General features: G+C 62.6%; 19 protein-coding genes. 14 read left to right on the top strand and 5 right to left on the bottom strand.

Annotated features, from left to right (window positions below; all coding sequences use genetic code 11):
- Nucleotides 1-40: 40 nt before the first annotated feature.
- Nucleotides 41-439, top strand: coding sequence for a 50S ribosomal protein L19 (gene rplS / locus B0E51_RS08680; RefSeq protein ID WP_077444501.1), 399 nt, complete (start codon nucleotides 41-43; stop codon nucleotides 437-439).
- Between the two features lie 107 nt (nucleotides 440-546).
- Here the strand turns inward: rplS and B0E51_RS08675 are convergent, their stop codons facing one another.
- Together B0E51_RS08675 and epmB are read right to left on the bottom strand one after the other, a co-directional pair.
- Nucleotides 547-2,589 carry a GGDEF domain-containing phosphodiesterase gene (locus B0E51_RS08675; protein WP_077444500.1) on the bottom strand — a complete coding sequence of 681 codons (2,043 nt, stop codon included), beginning with the start codon at nucleotides 2,587-2,589 and terminating at the stop codon, nucleotides 547-549.
- A gap of 134 nt (nucleotides 2,590-2,723) precedes the next feature.
- Entirely contained in the window at nucleotides 2,724-3,734 is a 1,011-nt protein-coding gene (gene epmB / locus B0E51_RS08670) for an EF-P beta-lysylation protein EpmB (RefSeq protein WP_077444499.1), read from the bottom strand.
- Between the two features lie 88 nt (nucleotides 3,735-3,822).
- Here epmB and efp point away from each other — a divergent pair, with 88 nt between their 5' ends.
- The 7 genes from efp to folE2 all read left to right on the top strand — a co-directional run bounded on the left by efp (nucleotide 3,823) and on the right by folE2 (nucleotide 9,664).
- Complete coding sequence (gene efp, locus B0E51_RS08665; protein ID WP_077444498.1) at nucleotides 3,823-4,401, top strand: elongation factor P; 579 nt, start codon at nucleotides 3,823-3,825, stop codon at nucleotides 4,399-4,401.
- Nucleotides 4,402-4,718: 317 nt separating this feature from the next.
- Nucleotides 4,719-6,050: a TRZ/ATZ family hydrolase gene (locus B0E51_RS08660; protein ID WP_077444497.1), complete on the top strand. Its 1,332-nt coding sequence runs from the start codon at nucleotides 4,719-4,721 to the stop codon at nucleotides 6,048-6,050.
- A gap of 14 nt (nucleotides 6,051-6,064) precedes the next feature.
- The gene (locus B0E51_RS08655; protein WP_077444496.1) at nucleotides 6,065-6,319 is read left to right on the top strand and encodes a YciI family protein; all 255 of its coding nucleotides are present in this window, start codon (nucleotides 6,065-6,067) and stop codon (nucleotides 6,317-6,319) included.
- A gap of 29 nt (nucleotides 6,320-6,348) precedes the next feature.
- Nucleotides 6,349-7,080: a bifunctional 2-polyprenyl-6-hydroxyphenol methylase/3-demethylubiquinol 3-O-methyltransferase UbiG gene (gene ubiG, locus B0E51_RS08650; RefSeq protein WP_077444715.1), complete on the top strand. Its 732-nt coding sequence runs from the start codon at nucleotides 6,349-6,351 to the stop codon at nucleotides 7,078-7,080.
- Nucleotides 7,077-7,757, top strand: coding sequence for a phosphoglycolate phosphatase (gph, locus tag B0E51_RS08645; RefSeq protein WP_077444495.1), 681 nt, complete (start codon nucleotides 7,077-7,079; stop codon nucleotides 7,755-7,757). Before ubiG ends, gph begins: the two co-directional genes overlap by 4 nt.
- Nucleotides 7,754-8,617: a phytoene synthase gene (locus tag B0E51_RS08640; RefSeq protein WP_077444494.1), complete on the top strand. Its 864-nt coding sequence runs from the start codon at nucleotides 7,754-7,756 to the stop codon at nucleotides 8,615-8,617. The genes gph and B0E51_RS08640 overlap by 4 nt, the downstream gene beginning before the upstream one ends.
- Nucleotides 8,618-8,716: 99 nt before the next feature.
- Nucleotides 8,717-9,664 carry a GTP cyclohydrolase FolE2 gene (folE2, locus tag B0E51_RS08635; protein WP_077444493.1) on the top strand — a complete coding sequence of 316 codons (948 nt, stop codon included), beginning with the start codon at nucleotides 8,717-8,719 and terminating at the stop codon, nucleotides 9,662-9,664.
- Between the two features lie 346 nt (nucleotides 9,665-10,010).
- Here folE2 and yidD read toward each other — a convergent pair whose 3' ends face one another.
- The gene (gene yidD / locus B0E51_RS08625; RefSeq protein WP_077444713.1) at nucleotides 10,011-10,274 is read right to left on the bottom strand and encodes a membrane protein insertion efficiency factor YidD; all 264 of its coding nucleotides are present in this window, start codon (nucleotides 10,272-10,274) and stop codon (nucleotides 10,011-10,013) included.
- Nucleotides 10,275-10,512: 238 nt separating this feature from the next.
- Between yidD and dksA the strand changes: the two genes are divergently transcribed.
- Nucleotides 10,513-11,559, top strand: a complete 1,047-nt coding sequence (dksA, locus tag B0E51_RS19735) for an RNA polymerase-binding protein DksA (RefSeq protein WP_343124663.1) — start codon at nucleotides 10,513-10,515, stop codon at nucleotides 11,557-11,559.
- Between the two features lie 94 nt (nucleotides 11,560-11,653).
- Here the strand turns inward: dksA and B0E51_RS08615 are convergent, their stop codons facing one another.
- Both B0E51_RS08615 and cysS read right to left on the bottom strand, forming a co-directional pair.
- Nucleotides 11,654-12,085, bottom strand: a complete 432-nt coding sequence (locus B0E51_RS08615) for a SufE family protein (RefSeq protein WP_077444491.1) — start codon at nucleotides 12,083-12,085, stop codon at nucleotides 11,654-11,656.
- A 56-nt stretch (nucleotides 12,086-12,141) separates the two neighbouring features.
- Nucleotides 12,142-13,515, bottom strand: coding sequence for a cysteine--tRNA ligase (gene cysS / locus B0E51_RS08610; protein ID WP_077444490.1), 1,374 nt, complete (start codon nucleotides 13,513-13,515; stop codon nucleotides 12,142-12,144).
- 181 nt (nucleotides 13,516-13,696) lie between these two features.
- Here cysS and B0E51_RS08605 point away from each other — a divergent pair, with 181 nt between their 5' ends.
- From B0E51_RS08605 to B0E51_RS08585, 5 genes are all read left to right on the top strand, one after another.
- The gene (locus B0E51_RS08605) at nucleotides 13,697-14,230 is read left to right on the top strand and encodes a glycine zipper 2TM domain-containing protein (protein WP_077444489.1); all 534 of its coding nucleotides are present in this window, start codon (nucleotides 13,697-13,699) and stop codon (nucleotides 14,228-14,230) included.
- A gap of 336 nt (nucleotides 14,231-14,566) precedes the next feature.
- Nucleotides 14,567-15,574, top strand: a complete 1,008-nt coding sequence (locus B0E51_RS08600; RefSeq protein WP_077444488.1) for an N-acetylornithine carbamoyltransferase — start codon at nucleotides 14,567-14,569, stop codon at nucleotides 15,572-15,574.
- A gap of 18 nt (nucleotides 15,575-15,592) precedes the next feature.
- A complete protein-coding gene (locus tag B0E51_RS08595; protein WP_077444487.1) occupies nucleotides 15,593-16,216 on the top strand; it encodes an FMN-binding negative transcriptional regulator in 624 nt (207 codons plus the stop codon).
- Complete coding sequence (locus B0E51_RS08590) at nucleotides 16,216-16,695, top strand: OsmC family protein (RefSeq protein WP_077444486.1); 480 nt, start codon at nucleotides 16,216-16,218, stop codon at nucleotides 16,693-16,695. The genes B0E51_RS08595 and B0E51_RS08590 overlap by 1 nt, the downstream gene beginning before the upstream one ends.
- A 27-nt stretch (nucleotides 16,696-16,722) precedes the next feature.
- Nucleotides 16,723-17,928 (top strand): argininosuccinate synthase, encoded by a 1,206-nt coding sequence (locus B0E51_RS08585; RefSeq protein WP_077444485.1) that lies wholly within the window; start codon nucleotides 16,723-16,725, stop codon nucleotides 17,926-17,928.
- Nucleotide 17,929: the final 1 nt, after the last annotated feature.

Raw genomic sequence — 17,929 nt, 5'->3', positions numbered from 1 at the left:
CTTGATTGACATCGATTTACGTGAACCGAACAGGTGCGCCATGAACAAGATCATTGAACAGTTCGAATCCGAGCAGATCACCCGCCAGTTGCCGGAATTCAGCCCCGGCGACACCGTGGTGGTCAACGTGAAGGTGAAGGAAGGCAACCGCGAGCGCGTGCAGGCGTTCGAGGGTATCGTCATCGCCAAGCGCAGCCGCGGCCTGCATTCGGCCTTCACGGTGCGCAAGATTTCGCACGGCACCGGCGTGGAGCGCGTGTTCCAGGCGCATAGCCAGGCGATCGATTCGCTGACGGTGAAGCGCAAGGGCAAGGTGCGTGGCGCCAAGCTGTATTACCTGCGTGGTCTGGAAGGCAAGGCTGCCCGCATCAAGGAAGACGTTGCCGCCGCCGCTGCCGCCAAGGCCAGCGCGAAGGCCGCTGCTGCCGCTGCCGAGTAATCCTCGCTGCGGTTTGTGGCGGCAAAAAAGCCCGCGGAGTGATCCGCGGGCTTTTTTGCGCTGTGTGATTGCTTGCCGTCTGTCAGCGTGACTCGAAAGGATGGTGCTTATTCCAGTCGCTGTGGCTGTTGCAGGAAGTTACCCTGCACGAAATCCACGCCGCAGGCGAACAGCAGCGACGTGCTGGTGGCGTCCTCGACCCATTCGGCAATGGTCAGTCGCTTCAATTCACGCGCCTGCTGGCAGATCTCGGCGACCTTCTTCTGGTTTTCCGGGTGCTGCGGCAGGTCGGCCATATAGCTGCGGTCGATCTTCAGATAGTCAGCATCGATGTGGTTGAGCATCTGGAACGAGTTCAGACCAGAGCCGAACTGTTCCAGGGCAAAACGGCCACCCAGCTTCTTCCAACCCTTGACGAACTCCTGGGCTGGACGCAGCAGGGTCATTACCTTGCTCTCGGTCATCTCCAGCACGAGCTGGCCGCGCTTCAGCGCCACCTGCTTGAGCCGTCCCTCCAGCCAGGGGAGCAGGGTGTCGTTCTGCAGCGAGGCAGCGGTGAGCTTGATGAAAAAGGTGGTCTGTTGCCCCTGATTGTCGCGCGCCTGCAAGGTGCTGATGGCGCGATCGAGTACCCAGCGGTCGATGGCGCTGGTGAGGTTGTGCTTTTCGGCGATCGGCATGAAGAAGCCGGGTAATACTTCGCCTTGCGGCCCATTCATGCGCAGCAGGATTTCCGAGTAGTCGCCTTCGGCGTCCTGCAGGCTGATGGTCTGCTGGTGATAGAGCACCAGATCATTCTGGGTCAGTGCCTTCTGCAGCAGATCCAGCCAGTAGCGGTCGCGTTCCTCGTCGGCCTTTTCGCGTGCGGCGGGGTCATGCAGTTCGACCTTGCTGCCACCGAGACTTTGCGCAGTGCGCAGGGCCTGGCTGGCCTGGTTGAGCAGCAGTTCGGCATTGGCATTCTTCTCGCCGAGCAGACTGCCACCAATGCTGGCAGTGACCGTGATCGAGCGGGTGCCGGCGTCGAAGATCTCGTTGCTGACGCTATGCTGCAATTTGCTGATCCATTCCCTGATTGCTTCGTCAGGACGCGAATCCAGCACCACGCCCAAGGTGTGCTCGGCGAGCATGCCGGCGACATCCTCGCTGCCCAGCAGCATGCGAATGCGGTCTGCAAAGCCAGACAGCAGCTCATCTGCCTTGCCCAGACCAATGCCGGCCACGATCGAGGCCCAGTTGTCCGGCTCGATCAGGAGCAGTGCCTGTCCTTTCTTGCCCTTGGCTGCGGCTGCGACCGCATCATCGACACAGGTCAGCATGCGCGCGCGGTTGAACAACCCGGTGACCGGATCGCGGTGCAGCTGTTCCAGCACGGACTGGTCAACCGTTTGTCGACGGAACACGATCTGCAGGCAGGGCTCGCCCTCGAACGTGGCAGGTGCGAATTCCACCGTGGCATCGAAGATGCTGCCATCGGCGCGACGTGCGCGCAGGGCAAGTTGAGACGGCATTTTCTCCTGCTTCGCATGACCTCTCAGCAAGGTCTTGAATTCATCGGAACTGGAGGAGTCGATCATGTCCAGCACGGGCAGCCCGAGCAGGTCATCGAATTCGTCGTAGCCGAAAGTTTCCAGATAGGCATGATTCGCGCGGACGTGCATGCCTTCATGCACATAGGCAATCGCATCGGTGGACGAGTCGAGCAACGCGTCGCAGCGGCGTTCCGATTCGCGCAGGGCGGTTTCCAGCCGGCGTACCTGGCGGCGTGTCTGCAACGACTCGTACTCGCGCTGCACTACGGCGATCAACTGTTTCGGCTGGCTGCGCGCCGCGACACCGCGGGCGCCATGAATGAACAGATCCGCCACGATCTGGTTGTCGATGCTGTGAACCAGGCCCAGCAGCGAATAGTCGCGGCCGTACGCATCGAGTACCTTGACCGTTTCCTCCAGGGTGATCGTGGTGACTGCCGGATCGAACATCACCACGTCCGGTTCCAGCTCGTTTACCGCGGCCTGCAACTGCTCGACCTGGGTGGCACGGGCCGGCCGTACCGCGATGCCCGTATTGCGCAGCAGGCTGATGATCTGTTCCGCCTCTTCGAGCGAGCTTTCGACGAAGAGAATCTTGATGACGTAATCTTTTTTCATGAGGCGCTGAGCTGTCCTTTGGTCACCACAGGCTGGGCAGGCCGGCATGCAGAGTTGTTCGCCATCGGTGTTTGTAACGGATTCCGCCAGCGGCCGCCAGCGGGAAAGCGTGCATTAGTGACCATTGGCCTAGTTCATAGCGGCCGCTTGGAAGCGTCACCGCCCACTTCGCGCACCAGTCTTGGTACGAGATAGCCCGGCAGCCGTGTACGAAGCGTATCCATCAAGGCTTGCGCGCGAACGTCGCCCACCTCGAAATGGGCTGTGCCGTGTACCCGGTCGAGCTGATGCAGGTAGTAGGGCAATACGCCGGCGGCGAACAGTCGCTCGGACAGCTGGGTGAGGACGTCGGCATCGTCATTGACCCCTCGCAGCAGCACCGACTGGTTGAGCAGGCTGACGCCGGCATCGCGCAGGCGGGCGCAGGCGGCATCGACGCTGGCGTCCAGTTCATTGGCGTGGTTGGCATGCAGTACCACCACCTTTTGCAATGGCAACGCGGCCAGCCACGCGACGAAGGCATCGTCGATCCGCTCGGGCAGCACCACCGGCAGGCGGGTATGGATGCGCAGGCGGATCACCTGGGGCAGATCGGCCACGCCTTGGGTCAGCTCCTCGAGCTTGTGCGTAGCCAGTGCCAATGGATCGCCGCCGGAAAGGATCAGCTCGCGGATCGACGGATCGACCTTCACATGGGCCAAGGCATCGCGCCACTGCGACGCAGCGGCGATCTCCTCGCCATAGGGGAAGTGCCGGCGGAAGCAGTAACGGCAATTCACCGCACAGCTGCCGCTGGCGATCAGCAGCGCGCGACCGTCGTACTTGTGCAGGATACCGTGCCCGGCTCTGGAGGCCATGTCACCGACGGCGTCCATCGTGAAACCCTCGACCCGATCATGTTCTGCCCGTTGCGGAAGCACTTGCAACAGCAGCGGGTCAGTCGGGTCGTTGGGCCGCATCCGTGCGACGAATCCACGTGGAACGCGCAAGGCGAAGCCGGCGTCATCGGCCGGCAGCAGATCGGTGCGGTCACCCAGACCCACGGCCTGCAGCAGCTCCCGGGCGTCGGTGATGGCGTCCCGCCACAGCTCGCGCCAGCCGGGCGCTGGCGACGATAGGCGGGAATGGGGGCTTGCGGTTATCATGATGGGCCTTGGAGCGGGCGCTGAAGCCCGTGACATATTCATTCTACCTACCGCCCATGAGGCGTAGTGACTCCGGAGCAGATAGCGCATGGCGACCCTTGGCCTCAACGATGTCAAAACGGGCAAGAAGATCCTTCACAACGGCGACCCCTGGGTCATCACCGAAGCGGACTTCGTCAAGCCGGGCAAGGGCCAGGCGTTTACCCGCATCCGCATCCGCAACCTCAAGGATGGCCGCACCACCGAGCAGACGCTGAAGTCCAGCGACTCGTTCGAAGAGGCGGATGTCACCGATACCGACATGCAGCTTTCCTTCATCGATGGCCTCGGCAAGGATCGCTTGTGGCACTTCATGAACATGGAAACCTTCGAGATGGTGCCGGCGACGCTGGCCGCGATGGGTGACGCATGGAAGTGGCTCAAGGGCGAGGAAGAATGCGTGATCACCCTGTTCAATGGCGCCATCGTCGCGGTGCAGCCGCCGAAGTTCGTCGAGCTGAAGATTACCGAGACTGATCCGGGTGTGCGTGGCGATACCTCGGGCGGCGGTGGCAAGCCGGCCACGCTGGAGACAGGTGCGGTGGTGCGCGTGCCGCTGTTCGTCAATCAGGACGAAATCATCAAAGTCGATACCCGCACCGGCGATTACGACAGCCGCGTCAAGTGACGAACTGGTGCGCGAGCTTTGCTCGCGCCTTTGCCAGTTCGTCATCCCTGCGCAGGCAGGACAAGTGCGCAGCACGCAGAACGTCCGGAGGACGGCCCCGAAGGGGCGAGCGGAGCGAGTCATCCAGTGAAGTACTCGTGCAATGCACACAAAATAGACTTTGCGCTTGTAATGCACGGTTCTCAGGCCGGATTCCGGCCTTCGCCGGAATGACGATCAAAGGCTAGTGACGATCAAAGCATGGGGCGGCCACCGCAAGGTACCGCCCCATGTTGTATACAAGCTGGTCATATCCAAACTGACAAAGCGAGTTGATGATGAGCCCAACGACACCGCAGCCAGTCGACCTGATGATCGAGGCCCGCTGGGTGGTGCCGGTCGAGCCGCACGCGGTGGTGCTGGAAGACCATGCCGTGGTGGTGCAAGGCGACCACATCATCGCTCTGTTGCCGATCACCGAAGCCCGTGCTGCCTACGCACCGCGCGAGCGCGTCGAGCTCGCTGAGCACGCGCTGATCCCGGGGCTGGTCAATGCGCATACGCACAACCCGATGACCCTGCTGCGTGGCTTGGCCGACGACTTGCCGTTGATGGTGTGGCTGCAGCAGCACATCTGGCCGGCCGAGGCGAAGGTGATCGGACCGGAGTTCGTGCGTGATGGCGTCGAGCTGGCGGTGGCCGAGATGCTGCGCGGCGGCACCACCTGCGCCAACGAGAACTACTTCTTCCCCGACGTGATCGGCGCCACCTACCGCAAGTTCGGCTTCCGCGCGGTGGTGGGGTTGCCGGTGATCGAGTTCCCGACCGCATGGGCGAAGAGTCAGGACGAATACTTCGAGCGCGCTGGTGAGGTGCATGACAGCTTTCGCAGCGATGCGCTGATCAGCACGGCATTCGCTCCGCATGCGCCCTACACCGTGTCGGACGAGAGTTTCGAGCGTATCCGCATGCTGGCCGACCAGCTCGATATTCCGGTGCACCTGCATACGCATGAGACCGCGCATGAGGTTGAGGAAGAAAAGAAGAAGAGTGGCCTGCGTCCGTTCCAGCGCCTGCAGAAGCTCGGCCTGGTCAACGATCGCCTGATCGCGGTGCACATGACCCAGCTGACCGACGGCGAGATCGCCGCCTGCGCCGAGGCCGGTGTTTCGGTGGTGCATTGCCCCGAATCCAACCTCAAGCTGGCCTCCGGCTTCTGCCCGGCGGAAAAGCTGCGCCTGGCCGGTGTCAACGTGGCGCTGGGTACCGATGGCTGCGCGTCGAACAACGACCTGGACATGTTCGGCGAGATGCGCACGGCCGCACTGCTGGCCAAGGCTGTTGCCGGAGATGCCTCTGCGTTCGATGCCGCCTACGCGTTGCGTGCCGCCACCCTCAATAGCGCCAAGGCGATCGGTCTGGAAGCGAAGATCGGTTCGATCGAAGTCGGCAAACAGGCCGATCTCACCGCCGTGCGCCTGTCGGATCTGGAAACCCAGCCGTTGTTCCACGTTGCCTCGCAGCTGATCTATGCCACGGGCCGTCATCAAGTCAGTGATGTGTGGATTGCCGGCAAGCACAAATTGGCCGATCGCGTGCTGACCGGCATGGACACCGACGCCATCCTCGCTCGTACCCGCGCCTGGCGCGAGCGCATCATCGCGGGTTGATCCGGAGGAAGCCCGTGAATCGCTATCTTGTCATCCTGCTGCGCAAGCCGCATGTCGATCCAGCCATGGTATCGGCGCACCGTGACTTTCTTGCCGAACTGCGCGTGCAGGGCCGCAATGAAATGAACGGCCCGTTCGGTGACGGATCCGGCGGTGCGTATCTGTTGCGCGCGAACGATCCGGAGGAGGCCATGGCCATCGTGCAGCGCGATCCGGCATCCATCAGCGGCGGTTGGGAGATCACCGTCCATGAATGGCAGGCCAGCTAGGCTTGCCGGTACCTTTTGAGCACACGACCATGCCACACACCGCCAATGTCAGTCCCGAGGAAATCGCCCGTTTTGACCAGCTGGCTGCACGCTGGTGGGACCCGGATGGCGAGTCGCGTCCGCTGCACGACCTCAATCCGGTGCGTGCGGCCTATATCGCCGCCCGCGTCGATCTGCGTGGCGCCCGCGTGGCCGATGTCGGTTGCGGTGGTGGTCTGCTGAGCGAGGCGCTGGCGCGCGCTGGCGCGAAGGTCACCGGCATCGACCTGGGGCAGAAGGTGATCGACGTGGCTCGGTTGCATCTGCACGAGTCGAATCTCGACGTGGACTACAGCGTGCAATCTTCGGCCGATCTGGCTGCAGCCAAACCGGCGAGCTTCGATGCGGTGTGCTGCATGGAATTGATCGAGCACGTGCCTGATCCAGCGGCGCTCGTACACGACCTGGCGACGATGCTGAAGCCTGGCGGCCGGTTGTTCATGTCCACCCTGAATCGCACGCCAGCCGCGTTCGGTGCAGCCATCCTCGGTGCCGAGTACGTGCTGCGCATGCTGCCGCGTGGCACCCATCACTACGCGCAATTCCTGAAACCGTCCGAACTCGCCCGGCTGTTGCGGCAGGCCGGCCTGGAGCTGGAAGACGTGTCCGGGCTGGGTTACAACCCGTTGCAGCGCAAGGTGTGGCTCAGCCGCTTCACCGCGGTGAACTACCTGCTCAGCGCGTGCCCCACAGGGACTCCCTACGATCGCAAACCGGCATGAAATCACTACCAGAAAACATCCAGGGCGTATTGTTCGATCTGGATGGCACCTTGCTCGACAGCGCGCCCGATCTTTATGCAGCGCTGGTTGCACAGTGCGCGGAAGAGGGCGTGCCGCCACCGCCATATGCGCCGGTGCGCGAAGTGGTTTCGCGCGGTGCGCGGGCGGTTCTGCGCTGCGCCTTCGCTGAACATGGCGAGTCTGCGCTTGATGGGCTGATACCGCGTTATCTCGAGTTGTACCAGCAGGTGATGGCACAACAGACCAGCGCATTCGATGGCATCGACGATTTGCTCGCGCGGATCGAAGCGCAGGGTCTGCACTGGGGCATCGTCACCAACAAGGCAGCGTTCCTCACCGACGAACTGGTCAGCCGCATTGGTTGGGCCAGCCGCGCCAGCGCGGTGGTGTCCGGCGATACGCTGCCGGTGAAGAAGCCCGATCCGGCGCCGGTGCTGCTGGCCTGCGAACGCGCCGGCGTGGAGCCGGCGCATTGCCTGTTCGTCGGCGACGACCGCCGCGACATCCAGGCCGGCGTGGCCGCCGGCTTGTACACGGTCGCGGTGAGCTGGGGCTACCTCGATGGTGGCGATCCGCACACCTGGGGTGCCGACGCGGTGCTGGATCACCCAGCCGAGCTGGCCGCACTGCTGCAGTTGCAACCGGTCGCGGCATGATCGAGCTGGTCGAACAAAATGCCGTGCTGCAGGGCTTCATCGACAAGTGGCTGGCGGTGCAGCCGCAACAACGTGTGGCGCTGGCGTTTGTCGATGGCCGGCGCTATCCCGGTCACGTCGCGCTGGCCGCGCTGGAGCAGGAGCTGCTTGGCGCCGCGTACGGCATCCGCGAACCCCAGGTGGCGGTGGCCAAGCTCAACTGGTGGGCCGAGGAGCTGAGCGGTGCAGCCGCCAGCGGCGGGCGACATCCGCTGACCCAGGTGCTGTTCGACGACGAACGTGCCCACGCCATCGCCAGCGATCTCTGGCTGGCACCGGTGCTGGCCGCGATGGCCCAACTGGAGCAGGGCACCGCCGCGGATTTCACCGTCCAGTTCGATGCCGCGACGCCGTTGCACGGTGCGCTGGCTGCGCTGGAAACCGCCTGGTGGTACGGCAGCGAGGCATCGCCGGCGCGCGCGGCACGGGTCGCCACGCTCAATCACCTGCTGTATGCACTGCTGCGACTGGAGCAGGATGCCGAGCGTGACCGTCTGCCGCTGCCGATGGCACGGCTGGCGCGGCATGGCCTCAGCCGCACGCAACTGCGCGTGCCCAGTGAGGCGCGGCGGCAGGCGGTCAAGGCGCAACTGGACGATCTGCTGGCCAGCTGGCGCGAGTCGGCTACGCTGGCAGGGCCGCTCAGCGTGTTTCGCGCGCTGGAATCGCGCCATGGCAACCAATTGGCACAGCGTGCGGCACTCACTGACGATGCACTGGCCGTGTTGCAGACGGGACAGCCACGCACCGGGTTGGCTACTACGCTGCATGCGTGGCAGGCCGCGCGCGCGTGGCACCGGCAACTGGCCAAGTCGACCTGAGACGCAGTGTTTCCGTCACGCCACTATTGCGCACCGCTTCGCCTGCCCCAAGATTGATGTGCTTCGCGGCGATCCATTCGCCGATGTCAGGATCCAACGATGCCGAACCAGGAAAATACCGCCCGTCTGCTCCCCGACGTTGCCGTGCACGCGCAGCCGCATCTTGCCGGCGCGCTGGACTGGGTCGGCATGGCCGATATCCAGGTGCCGGTGCTGTTCGATGCGGGTGACGGCGAGGTGCAGCGGGCCAGCGCGCGCGTCGGTGCCTTCGTCAATCTGAACCGACCGGACAAACGCGGCATCCACATGTCGCGACTGTATCTTCAGGTCGAGCAGGCGTTGAGTACGCAGGTGCTCACGGCCGATTCGCTGCACGCGCTGCTGCGCGGCTTCCTCGATTCGCACAAGGATCTGTCCGACCGTGCCTGCCTCAGCATCCATTTCGAGCAGCTGGTGCGGCGCCCGGCCTTGCGCAGTGCCAACAGCGGCTGGCGCGCCTATCCGGTGTGCATTGAGGCGAGTCTGACTGACGACGAGTTCCTGCTCGAATTCGGTACCGAAGTGGTTTATTCCTCCACTTGTCCAGCCTCGGCTGCGCTATCGCGCCAGCTGATCCAGGATCAGTTCGCCAGCGACTTCGATGCCGCCAAGCCGATCGATCACGCGGCCGTACTGGCTTGGCTGGGCAGCGAACACGGTATCGTCGCCACCCCGCACGCGCAGCGCAGTGTGGCACGGCTGCGCATTCGTCCCGTGGCGGGAGCGGGGTTCCACCTGATTGACCTTGTCGATCGCGTCGAGCATGTGCTCGGCACACCGGTGCAGACGGCAGTGAAGCGCGAGGACGAACAAGCCTTCGCGCTGGCCAACGGCGGCAACCTGATGTTCTGCGAGGACGCCGCCCGGCGTATCCAGAAGGCGCTTGATGCCGATGCAAAGCTCGGCGATTTCCACATCCGCGTCGAGCATCAGGAAAGCCTGCACCCGCATGATGCGGTGGCGTACGCGAGCAAGGGTGTCGATGGAGGCTACGGCTCGACGCCGTGATCCAGTTTTCTCCCATCAGGGAGATACTGCGGCGGATATCCCGTCTTGCGCAAACACGCATTCAGCATTGCTTGTCGGGCGAACGTCAGCCGCTCGTCGCGCACGTTGTCGTCGATCTTCGAGCCGTCCCCCACACGCTGGCCGTTGACGAAGGTGCTGATGAGCGAACTTGAGAAAGTCTCGTCTTCGAATGGTGACCCACCACAGTTGGGCAACACTTCGCTATGTGTCGTGGTCTGTGGCTTGTCTGGATCGATCAGCGCCAGGTCGGCAGCGTAGCTGTCGCGCGAACGGCTGGTTCCGGGCTGGGGCGTCGTCGATGAGTTAGGTGTTCCTGATCAGACAGTCAGTGGACATCGGGAGCACCTCCTTGGGAACGACAGCGCGGATAATGAAAGTGTTCGGGGACAGGGTCTTCGCCACCGGTGCACAATGGCTGGCAGCGCAGCAGCCGCCAGCCGCTCAGCAGGCTGCCGCGCCACGGACCGAAGCGCGTAACCGCAATGCGTGCATAATCAGAGCAATTGGGGTGGAATCGGCAGCGTTGTCCAAGCAATGGGCTGAGCCAGCGCTTGTACAAATGCAGCAACCACAGTATCAATCGGGTCAGGGCAGTCACGTTGCCGGAACGGCTTGCAGCATGTAGTGGTACAAGTATTCCAGAAGCAGGCTTGCTGGTGTAGAACACTTGGGCTATAACACCCGGCCGCCACGGCCAAAAATGGTGAAGGGATATGGCGAAAACGACGCGTAGTTCAGCCGCTGCGACGGCGCACAAGAAAGCTCCAGCCAAGGCAAAGGCAGCCAAGGCCGGCAAGTCGAAGGCAGCTGCCGCAAAGGGATCGGTCGTGAAGAGCACTAGCAAGACGCCTGCAAAGGCAATCCGCCCCGTCGCCAAGCCAGCCGGCAAGGCCAAGAAACCTGCGGCCAAGCCGGTGGTCAAGAAAGCTGCAGCCAAACCGCAGCCGAAAAAGGCCGGCCCGGCCAAGAAACCTGCAGCCAAGAAGGTGGTCAAGGCGGTGAAGAAAGTTGCCGTCAAGAAGCCGGCAGCCAAGAAAGTTGTTGTGAAGAACACCAAGACCAAAGGCAGTGCGGTCAGCAAGACGACCGCAAAACCCGCAGTCAAGCCGGTGGTCAAGAAGCTGGTTGCTCCGGTCAAGCCCGCAGCGAAACCTGCCCCGAAAGCGGCGGCCAAGCCGGTCAGCAGTCCAATCAAGGCGACTCCACCGATTGCCAAGCCGGCCCCGACGCCGACTCATGTTGTCAAAAGCGTATCCCCGACACCCGCCAGCACCCTGTTCAAGGGCAAGGTGGCGAGTGCCACCGCCATGGTGACGCCACGCGCAGCTCCGGCTGCCACGCGTCACGCCTCTCCCCAGAAAAATCAGAAAAACTCGTCGTCCTCAATGAATAAACTGGCTGCAAAAAATCTCGATAACGGCATCACCCGGGAAGACGGGCGCTACGCGCTGCCGTCCACCAGTACCATCACGTTGCCGAAGGGTTATCACCCCTCCAACAACGAGGAGTACATGAACCCGATGCACCTGGCCTACTTCCGCAACAAGCTGCGCGACTGGCGCGATCAGCTGGTGGAAGAATCACGTCAGACCATGGAAAACCTGCGCGACGAAGTGCGTGATGTCGGTGACGAAGCCGAGCGTGCCACTCGCGAGACCGAGAACTCACTGGAACTGCGCACCCGCGACCGTTACCGCAAGCTGATCTCCAAGATCGACAAGGCTCTGCGACGGATCGAGGACGGTAGCTATGGCTTCTGCGAGGAGACCGACGAGGAGATCGGCGTGGATCGCCTCGATGCACGTCCGATCGCCACGCTGTCACTGGACGCGCAGGAACGCCGCGAGCACTTGCAGAAACAGATGGGCGACTGAGTCGTATCAGCAGCGCTCAGGAAAACGAAACCCCGCTTCGTGCGGGGTTTTGCTTTTCGTGTCCTGGCGTTGCTGACGAGGTCATCTTGCCGGGTCAGGCCAATGCCTGCGCTGCGTACCCTTTCAGTTTCGCCAACATGGCGGCGAGGCCATTGGAGCGGGTCGGCGAGAGATGCTTGGCCAGCCCGATCGTGGCAATGAATTGCGGCTCGGTGGTGACGATTTCCTTTGCGCTACGGTCCGAATAGACACGCAGTACCAGCGCAATCAGGCCGGAGACGATCGCCGAGTCGCTGATCGCGTCGAAATGCATCTTCGACGCATCACCGCTGGGCACGAGCCACACCATCGACTGGCAGCCGTGCACACGATGTTCCTCGGTCTTCCATGCCTCGGGGAACGGCGGCAATTGCTTGCCGAGGTCGATCAGATACTGGTAGCGCTCGGTCCAGTCGCCGAAGAAGGCGAACTCTTCGGCGATGTCGGACTGGGCCTGGTCGGCGCTCGATGTGATGGTGTCATTCATGCCGGCATTATCGCGCAGCGGGCGTGAAGCCGTGAAATGGCGGCAGCAGGTCTTGCCTAGCTTTTGACCACACTCCAGCGTGTCCCTTGCGCACCGTCTTCAATCACGATGTTCATCGCAGCCAGTTCGTCGCGGATAGCATCGGCGCGCTTGAAGTCGCGGGCAACGCGGGCATGCTGGCGCTCTTCCAGCAGTGTATCGACGCGTGCTGCGTCAATGGTCTGTTCACTGCCACGCTTGAACCACGCTTCCGCATCCTGCTGCAGCAGGCCAAGCAGGGCGCCGCCACCAAGCAACGCAGCCTTTGTCTCGGCCGTTCCAGTCTGGCGTGCGGTATCGGCGAGCACAGCCAGTTCGGCTAATGCCTGCGGCGTGTTGAGGTCATCGCATAGCGCTGCTTCCACCCGCGGTGGCACGGACAGTGTTCCAGCCGGCAATGCGACATCGCCCAGATCGCGCAACACGCGATACCAGCCGTCGAGCGTACTGATCGCCTGTGCGATGGCGGTGTCGGACCAGTCCAGTGGCTGACGGTAATGGCCGCGCAGCAGCAGCAGGCGCAGTGCCTCCGGCGGGTGCAGCTTCAGCAATTCATGCACCAGCAACACATTGCCCAGCGACTTGGACATCTTGCGACCGTCGAAGGTGAGCATGCCGTTGTGCATCCACCAGCGCGCGAACACCTTGCCGCCGTGAGCGCAGGTGGACTGGGCGACCTCGTTCTCGTGATGCGGAAACAGCAGGTCGACGCCGCCGGCATGGATGTCGATGGTTTCGCCCAGATGTGCCGCGCTCATGGCCGAGCATTCGATATGCCAGCCGGGACGGCCGATGCCCCATGGACTGTCCCAGCCAGGCAATTCCGGGGTGGAGGGCTTCCACAGCACGAAGTCAACGGGATTCTTCTTGTACGGGGCCACCTCGACGCGGGCGCCAGCGATCAGCTCCTCGGTATCACGGCCGGAGAGCGCGCCGTAGGCTGGATAGGAGCCGACGTCAAAGAGCACATGGCCTTCTGCCGCATAGGCATGGCCGCTGGCGATCAGGTCCTCGATCATCGTGATGATCTGGGCGATATGCGCCGTGGCGTGGGGTTCGATATCCGGCGGCGCAATGCCGAGGCCAGCCATGTCCTCACGGTAAGCCTGGGCAAACTTGCCGGTGATCGTGCCGATCTCGACCCCTTGTGCCTGGGCAGCCGTGTTGATCTTGTCGTCCACGTCGGTGATGTTGCGTGCATAGACCACGTGCGGGTAATGCCGGCGCAGCAGCCGGGCCAGCACGTCGAACACCACCGGGCCGCGTGCGTTGCCGATATGCACGTAGTTGTAGACGGTGGGACCACACAGATACATCGTCACGCGTTGCGGATCGAGCGGCTCGAAGGTCTCGGTGCGACGGGTCAGGCTGTTGTAGAGCGAAATCGGCATGTAGGGAGAAATCCGCAGCGTGGGCCGCGCCGAGCATGGCACGATCGACCCAAGATCTTAACAAGGTGTAAGCGGGATGGTTGCGAAAGGTTAATTCTAAGCCTGTATTCAGCGTGAATTTGCTGGAATGCAACCAGTTACGTGCACATGCACGCTTGTTGCTTTTGATTGGGAGGTCGCAATGACCAAGTTATGGCTCTCCGCACTGGTACTCGCCCTGGTGGCTTCCAGTGCCTATGCGCAGGATGCGCGCACTCCACCGAATGGTGGTGACGACAATGCCCATTATGGCTGGGCAGATGTGCTGCGTGCGGATCCGGTGCAGGGCGTGACACGCACGAATGTGCCGCAGCAGCAGTGCTACGACCAGCAGGTAGTGCAGCGAGATCCCGGCAACAGTGCCGCCGGTACCGTACTGGGCGCCGTGATCGGTGGTGTACTGGGACATACCATCGGCAAGGGCGATGGCCGTACGGCTGCGACCGTGGGTGGCGCCGTGGTCGGTGGCGCCGTGGGCAACAGCGTGTCGAACAAGGGCGGTGACTACCAGACCACCCAGACTACTTGTAACCAGGTCAATACAGTCGCGGAGCAGCGCCGGATCATCGGCTACGACGTGGAGTACCGTTATCGCGGCGAGGTGTACATGTCACGACTGAACTACGATCCAGGTGAACGCCTGCGCGTGCGCGTAAGTGTCGAGCCAGCGGACTGAGTCCAACTTCAACAGCCGACCATATCGCCGCCTTCGGGCGGCGATATCGTTTGGGTCGTTGATTTTTTTGTTGCATGGCAGCGAAATTGTCGCCATCATGTACGCCAACCATCTGGAACCCTGCATGTCCGCAGCCGTCTATACCGCCACCGTACTTACCAGCGCCCGCGCGGCTGCCGGCATGACATCGCGTGCGCGCCGACCGTTGTATCGACATTCGGCCGGGTAGGCTGTCGCGCGCGTTTCATGTGTATCGACGACAAAACCCGGCCCTGTGCCGGGTTTTTTGTTTTTGGATTTTGACTTCATGCGGCGGGAGCTGCAGGGAAAAGATCGATGACCATTCGCCACTTCATCACCACCCAGGATTACAGCCGCGCCGAGATCGATGCGCTGCTGGAGCAGGCGGCTGCATTCAAGCGCTCGCCGCGTGGCCAGCAGCTGGCCGGCAAGTCCGTTGCGCTGCTGTTCTTCAATCCGTCGATGCGCACCCGCACCAGTTTCGAGCTGGGCGCGTTCCATCTGGGGGCGCATGCCATCGTGCTGTCACCGGGCAAGGACGCATGGCCGATCGAGTTCGAGGTGGGCAGCGTGATGGATGGCGACACCGAGGAGCACATCGCCGAAGTGGCGCGCGTGCTGTCGCGTTATGTCGACCTGATCGCCGTGCGTGCGTTTCCGAAATTCCAGGACTGGGCGGTGGACCGCGAGGACAAGGTGATCAAGGCCTTTGCGCAGTACGCCACCGTGCCGGTGATCAACATGGAGACGATTACCCATCCCTGCCAGGAGCTGGCGCATGCGCTGGCGATGAAGGAACACCTGGGCAACCTGCAGAACAAGAAGTACGTGCTCACCTGGACCTATCACCCGAAACCGCTGAACACTGCGGTGGCGAATTCGGCGCTGTTGATCGCGACCAAGATGGGCATGGACGTGACCCTGCTATGCCCGACGCCTGACTATGTTCTGGACGAGCGCTACATGGCGTTCGGCGAGCAGAACGCAAAGGAGAACGGGGGCTCCTTCAAGGTCAGCCACAACATCGAAGAGGCCTATGCCGGCGCCGATGTTGTTTACGCCAAGAGCTGGGGCGCGCTGCCGTTCTTCGGTCGCTGGGAGCAGGAAAAGCCGATCCGCGAAGCGCACAAGCACTTCATCGTCGACGAGGCGAAGATGGCCTTGACCAACCACGGCCTGTTCAGCCACTGCCTGCCGTTGCGCCGGAACATCAAGGCCACCGATGCAGTGATGGACTCGCCTGCCTGCATCGCGATCGACGAAGCCGAGAACCGCCTGCACGTGCAGAAGGCGGTGATGGTGTCGTTGATGGCTGGTCGCTGAGATCTTTAGGGAAGCTCCATGTACACACCCAGTTACTTCAACGAAACGCGGATCCAAGCCCTGCACGGGCTGATCCATGATTTTCCGTTCGCCACGGTGGTTCTCCATACCGATATCGGGCTGGTGGCCAATCATCTGCCATTCGAGCTGGTTGGCAACAACCTGCTGCACGGGCATGTCGCGCGCGGCAACGAGTTGCGGCAGGCGGACGGCGCCGAGGTGCTGCTGATCTTTCGCGGACCGGACGGCTATATCAGTCCGAACTGGTATCCGAGCAAGCACGAGACCGGCCGTGAAGTGCCGACATGGAACTACGCGGTGGTGCATGTGCATGGCAGGTTGCGTGTGGTCGAGGATGCGGTCTGGCTGCGCAAGCTGCTGGAGACGTTGACCGACCGGCATGAGTCGGGATTGCCGGCGCCATGGAAGGTCTCGGATGCACCAGAGGACCACATCGAGAAATCGTTGCATGGCATCGTCGGCCTGGAGATCGCGATTGATCGCATCGAAGGCAAGTTCAAGCTGAGCCAGAACCACCCCGAAGCCAATCGCCTCGGTGTGATTCACGGTTTGCGGCAGCGCGATGGCGATGGCGATGCCGAACTGGCCGACCTGATGGCTCAACAAGAGGAATCTAAATAGTGAGCAGCGGACATCAGCACCACTATCGCGTGGACGTGGAGTGGACCGGCAACCTCGGCAGCGGCACGGATGGCTATCGCAATTACAGCCGTGACCACGCGATCCGCATCGCGGGCAAGCAGACTCTGGCCGGTTCGTCCGATCCCACGTTCCGCGGTGACGCCGCCAGGCACAACCCGGAAGACATGCTGGTAACCGCGTTGTCCACCTGCCATATGCTGTCGTACCTGCATATGGCCACGATGGCGGGCGTGGTCGTGACTGCTTATACCGACGCCGCCGAAGGCACGATGGCGACCGAAGGCGATGGTGGTCGCTTCGTCGAGGTCGTGTTGCATCCCACGGTGACCATCAGTGCCGGCAGCGATCCGGTCAAGGCTGCGGCTGCACATGAGGCGGCCCACCACGCCTGCTTCATCGCCAATTCCGTGAATTTTCCGGTGCGCTGCGTACCGCGCATCGTCGTTGAATCCGTCTGACCGCTACATTTTCAGGATCTGCAAGCCATGAGCAAAGACATCGTTCTCGCGTTTTCCGGTGGCCTCGACACCAGCTTCTGCGTGCCTTACCTGCAGGAGCGCGGTTGGGCCGTGCATACCGTGTTTGCCGACACCGGCGGTGTCGATGCGGAGGAGCGCGCGTTTATCGAACAGCGCGCGGCCGAGCTGGGTGTCACATCGCACGTCACCGTCGATGGCGGCCCGGCGATCTGGGAAGGCTTCGTGAAACCCTTTGTGCAGGCGGGCGAGGGCTATCAGGGTCAGTACCCGCTGCTGGTCTCCGATCGTTACCTGATCGTCAAGGCCGCGTTGAAGCGTGCCGCCGAATTGGGGACCAAGGCGATCGCGCACGGTTGCACCGGCATGGGCAACGACCAGGTGCGCTTCGATCTCACGGTGAAGGCGCTGGGCGATTACGAGATCGTGGCGCCGATCCGCGAGATCCAGAAGGAACACACGCAGACGCGCGCCTATGAGCAGGCCTATCTGGAGCAGCGTGGCTTCGGCGTGCGCGCCAAGCAACAGGCCTACACGATCAACGAGAACCTGCTTGGCCTGACCATGTCCGGCGGCGAGATCGATCGCTGGCAGGCGCCAGGCGAGGGCGCGGCAGGCTGGTGCAAGCCGCGCGCCGAATGGCCGTCCAAACCGCTGCGCGTGAAGATCGGCTTCGTGAAAGGCGAGGCGGTGACACTGGATGGCGAGAAGATCGCCGGCCACACGATGTTGGCCAAATTGAATGGCCTGTTCGCCCAGTACGGCGTCGGTCGCGGCATCTACACCGGCGACACCACGATCGGCCTGAAGGGTCGCATCATCTTCGAGGCACCGGGTCTGACCGTGCTGCTTGCCGCGCATCGCGCGCTGGAAGAAGCCGTGCTGTCCAAGCAGCAAAACCGCTTCAAGCCCGAGGTGGCACGCAAGTGGGTGGAGCTGGTCTACGAGGGCTTCTTCCACGACCCGCTGAAGACCGACCTGGAAGCCTTCCTTGCCTCCAGCCAGTCCACCGTCAACGGCGAAGTCACGCTGGAAACCAGCGGCGGCATCGTCAACCCCGTTGCGGTCGAGTCGAAGCACATCCTCAATGCCAAGGGTGCCACTTACGCGCAGTCGGCCGACTGGGGCGTGGAGGAAGCCGAGGGCTTCATCAAGCTGTTCGGCATGAGCAGCACGCTGTGGGCTGAGGTCAATCGGCCGGCGAACAAGGGCTGAG

Source organism: Rhodanobacter sp. C05, assembly GCF_002001165.1.
GTDB lineage: Bacteria > Pseudomonadota > Gammaproteobacteria > Xanthomonadales > Rhodanobacteraceae > Rhodanobacter.
This window is presented reverse-complemented; position numbering and strand designations above follow the sequence as displayed.

Excerpts from the sequence above, each read along its gene's own strand:
- rplS (WP_077444501.1), top strand. The coding sequence starts at position 41 with ATGAACAAGATCATTGAACAGTTCGAATCCGAGCAGATCACCCGCCAG.
- B0E51_RS08675 (WP_077444500.1), bottom strand. The coding sequence starts at position 2,589 with ATGAAAAAAGATTACGTCATCAAGATTCTCTTCGTCGAAAGCTCGCTC.
- epmB (WP_077444499.1), bottom strand. The coding sequence starts at position 3,734 with ATGATAACCGCAAGCCCCCATTCCCGCCTATCGTCGCCAGCGCCCGGC.
- efp (WP_077444498.1), top strand. The coding sequence starts at position 3,823 with ATGGCGACCCTTGGCCTCAACGATGTCAAAACGGGCAAGAAGATCCTT.
- B0E51_RS08660 (WP_077444497.1), top strand. The coding sequence starts at position 4,719 with ATGAGCCCAACGACACCGCAGCCAGTCGACCTGATGATCGAGGCCCGC.
- ubiG (WP_077444715.1), top strand. The coding sequence starts at position 6,349 with ATGCCACACACCGCCAATGTCAGTCCCGAGGAAATCGCCCGTTTTGAC.
- gph (WP_077444495.1), top strand. The coding sequence starts at position 7,077 with ATGAAATCACTACCAGAAAACATCCAGGGCGTATTGTTCGATCTGGAT.
- B0E51_RS08640 (WP_077444494.1), top strand. The coding sequence starts at position 7,754 with ATGATCGAGCTGGTCGAACAAAATGCCGTGCTGCAGGGCTTCATCGAC.
- folE2 (WP_077444493.1), top strand. The coding sequence starts at position 8,717 with ATGCCGAACCAGGAAAATACCGCCCGTCTGCTCCCCGACGTTGCCGTG.
- B0E51_RS08615 (WP_077444491.1), bottom strand. The coding sequence starts at position 12,085 with ATGAATGACACCATCACATCGAGCGCCGACCAGGCCCAGTCCGACATC.
- cysS (WP_077444490.1), bottom strand. The coding sequence starts at position 13,515 with ATGCCGATTTCGCTCTACAACAGCCTGACCCGTCGCACCGAGACCTTC.
- B0E51_RS08605 (WP_077444489.1), top strand. The coding sequence starts at position 13,697 with ATGACCAAGTTATGGCTCTCCGCACTGGTACTCGCCCTGGTGGCTTCC.
- B0E51_RS08600 (WP_077444488.1), top strand. The coding sequence starts at position 14,567 with ATGACCATTCGCCACTTCATCACCACCCAGGATTACAGCCGCGCCGAG.
- B0E51_RS08595 (WP_077444487.1), top strand. The coding sequence starts at position 15,593 with ATGTACACACCCAGTTACTTCAACGAAACGCGGATCCAAGCCCTGCAC.
- B0E51_RS08585 (WP_077444485.1), top strand. The coding sequence starts at position 16,723 with ATGAGCAAAGACATCGTTCTCGCGTTTTCCGGTGGCCTCGACACCAGC.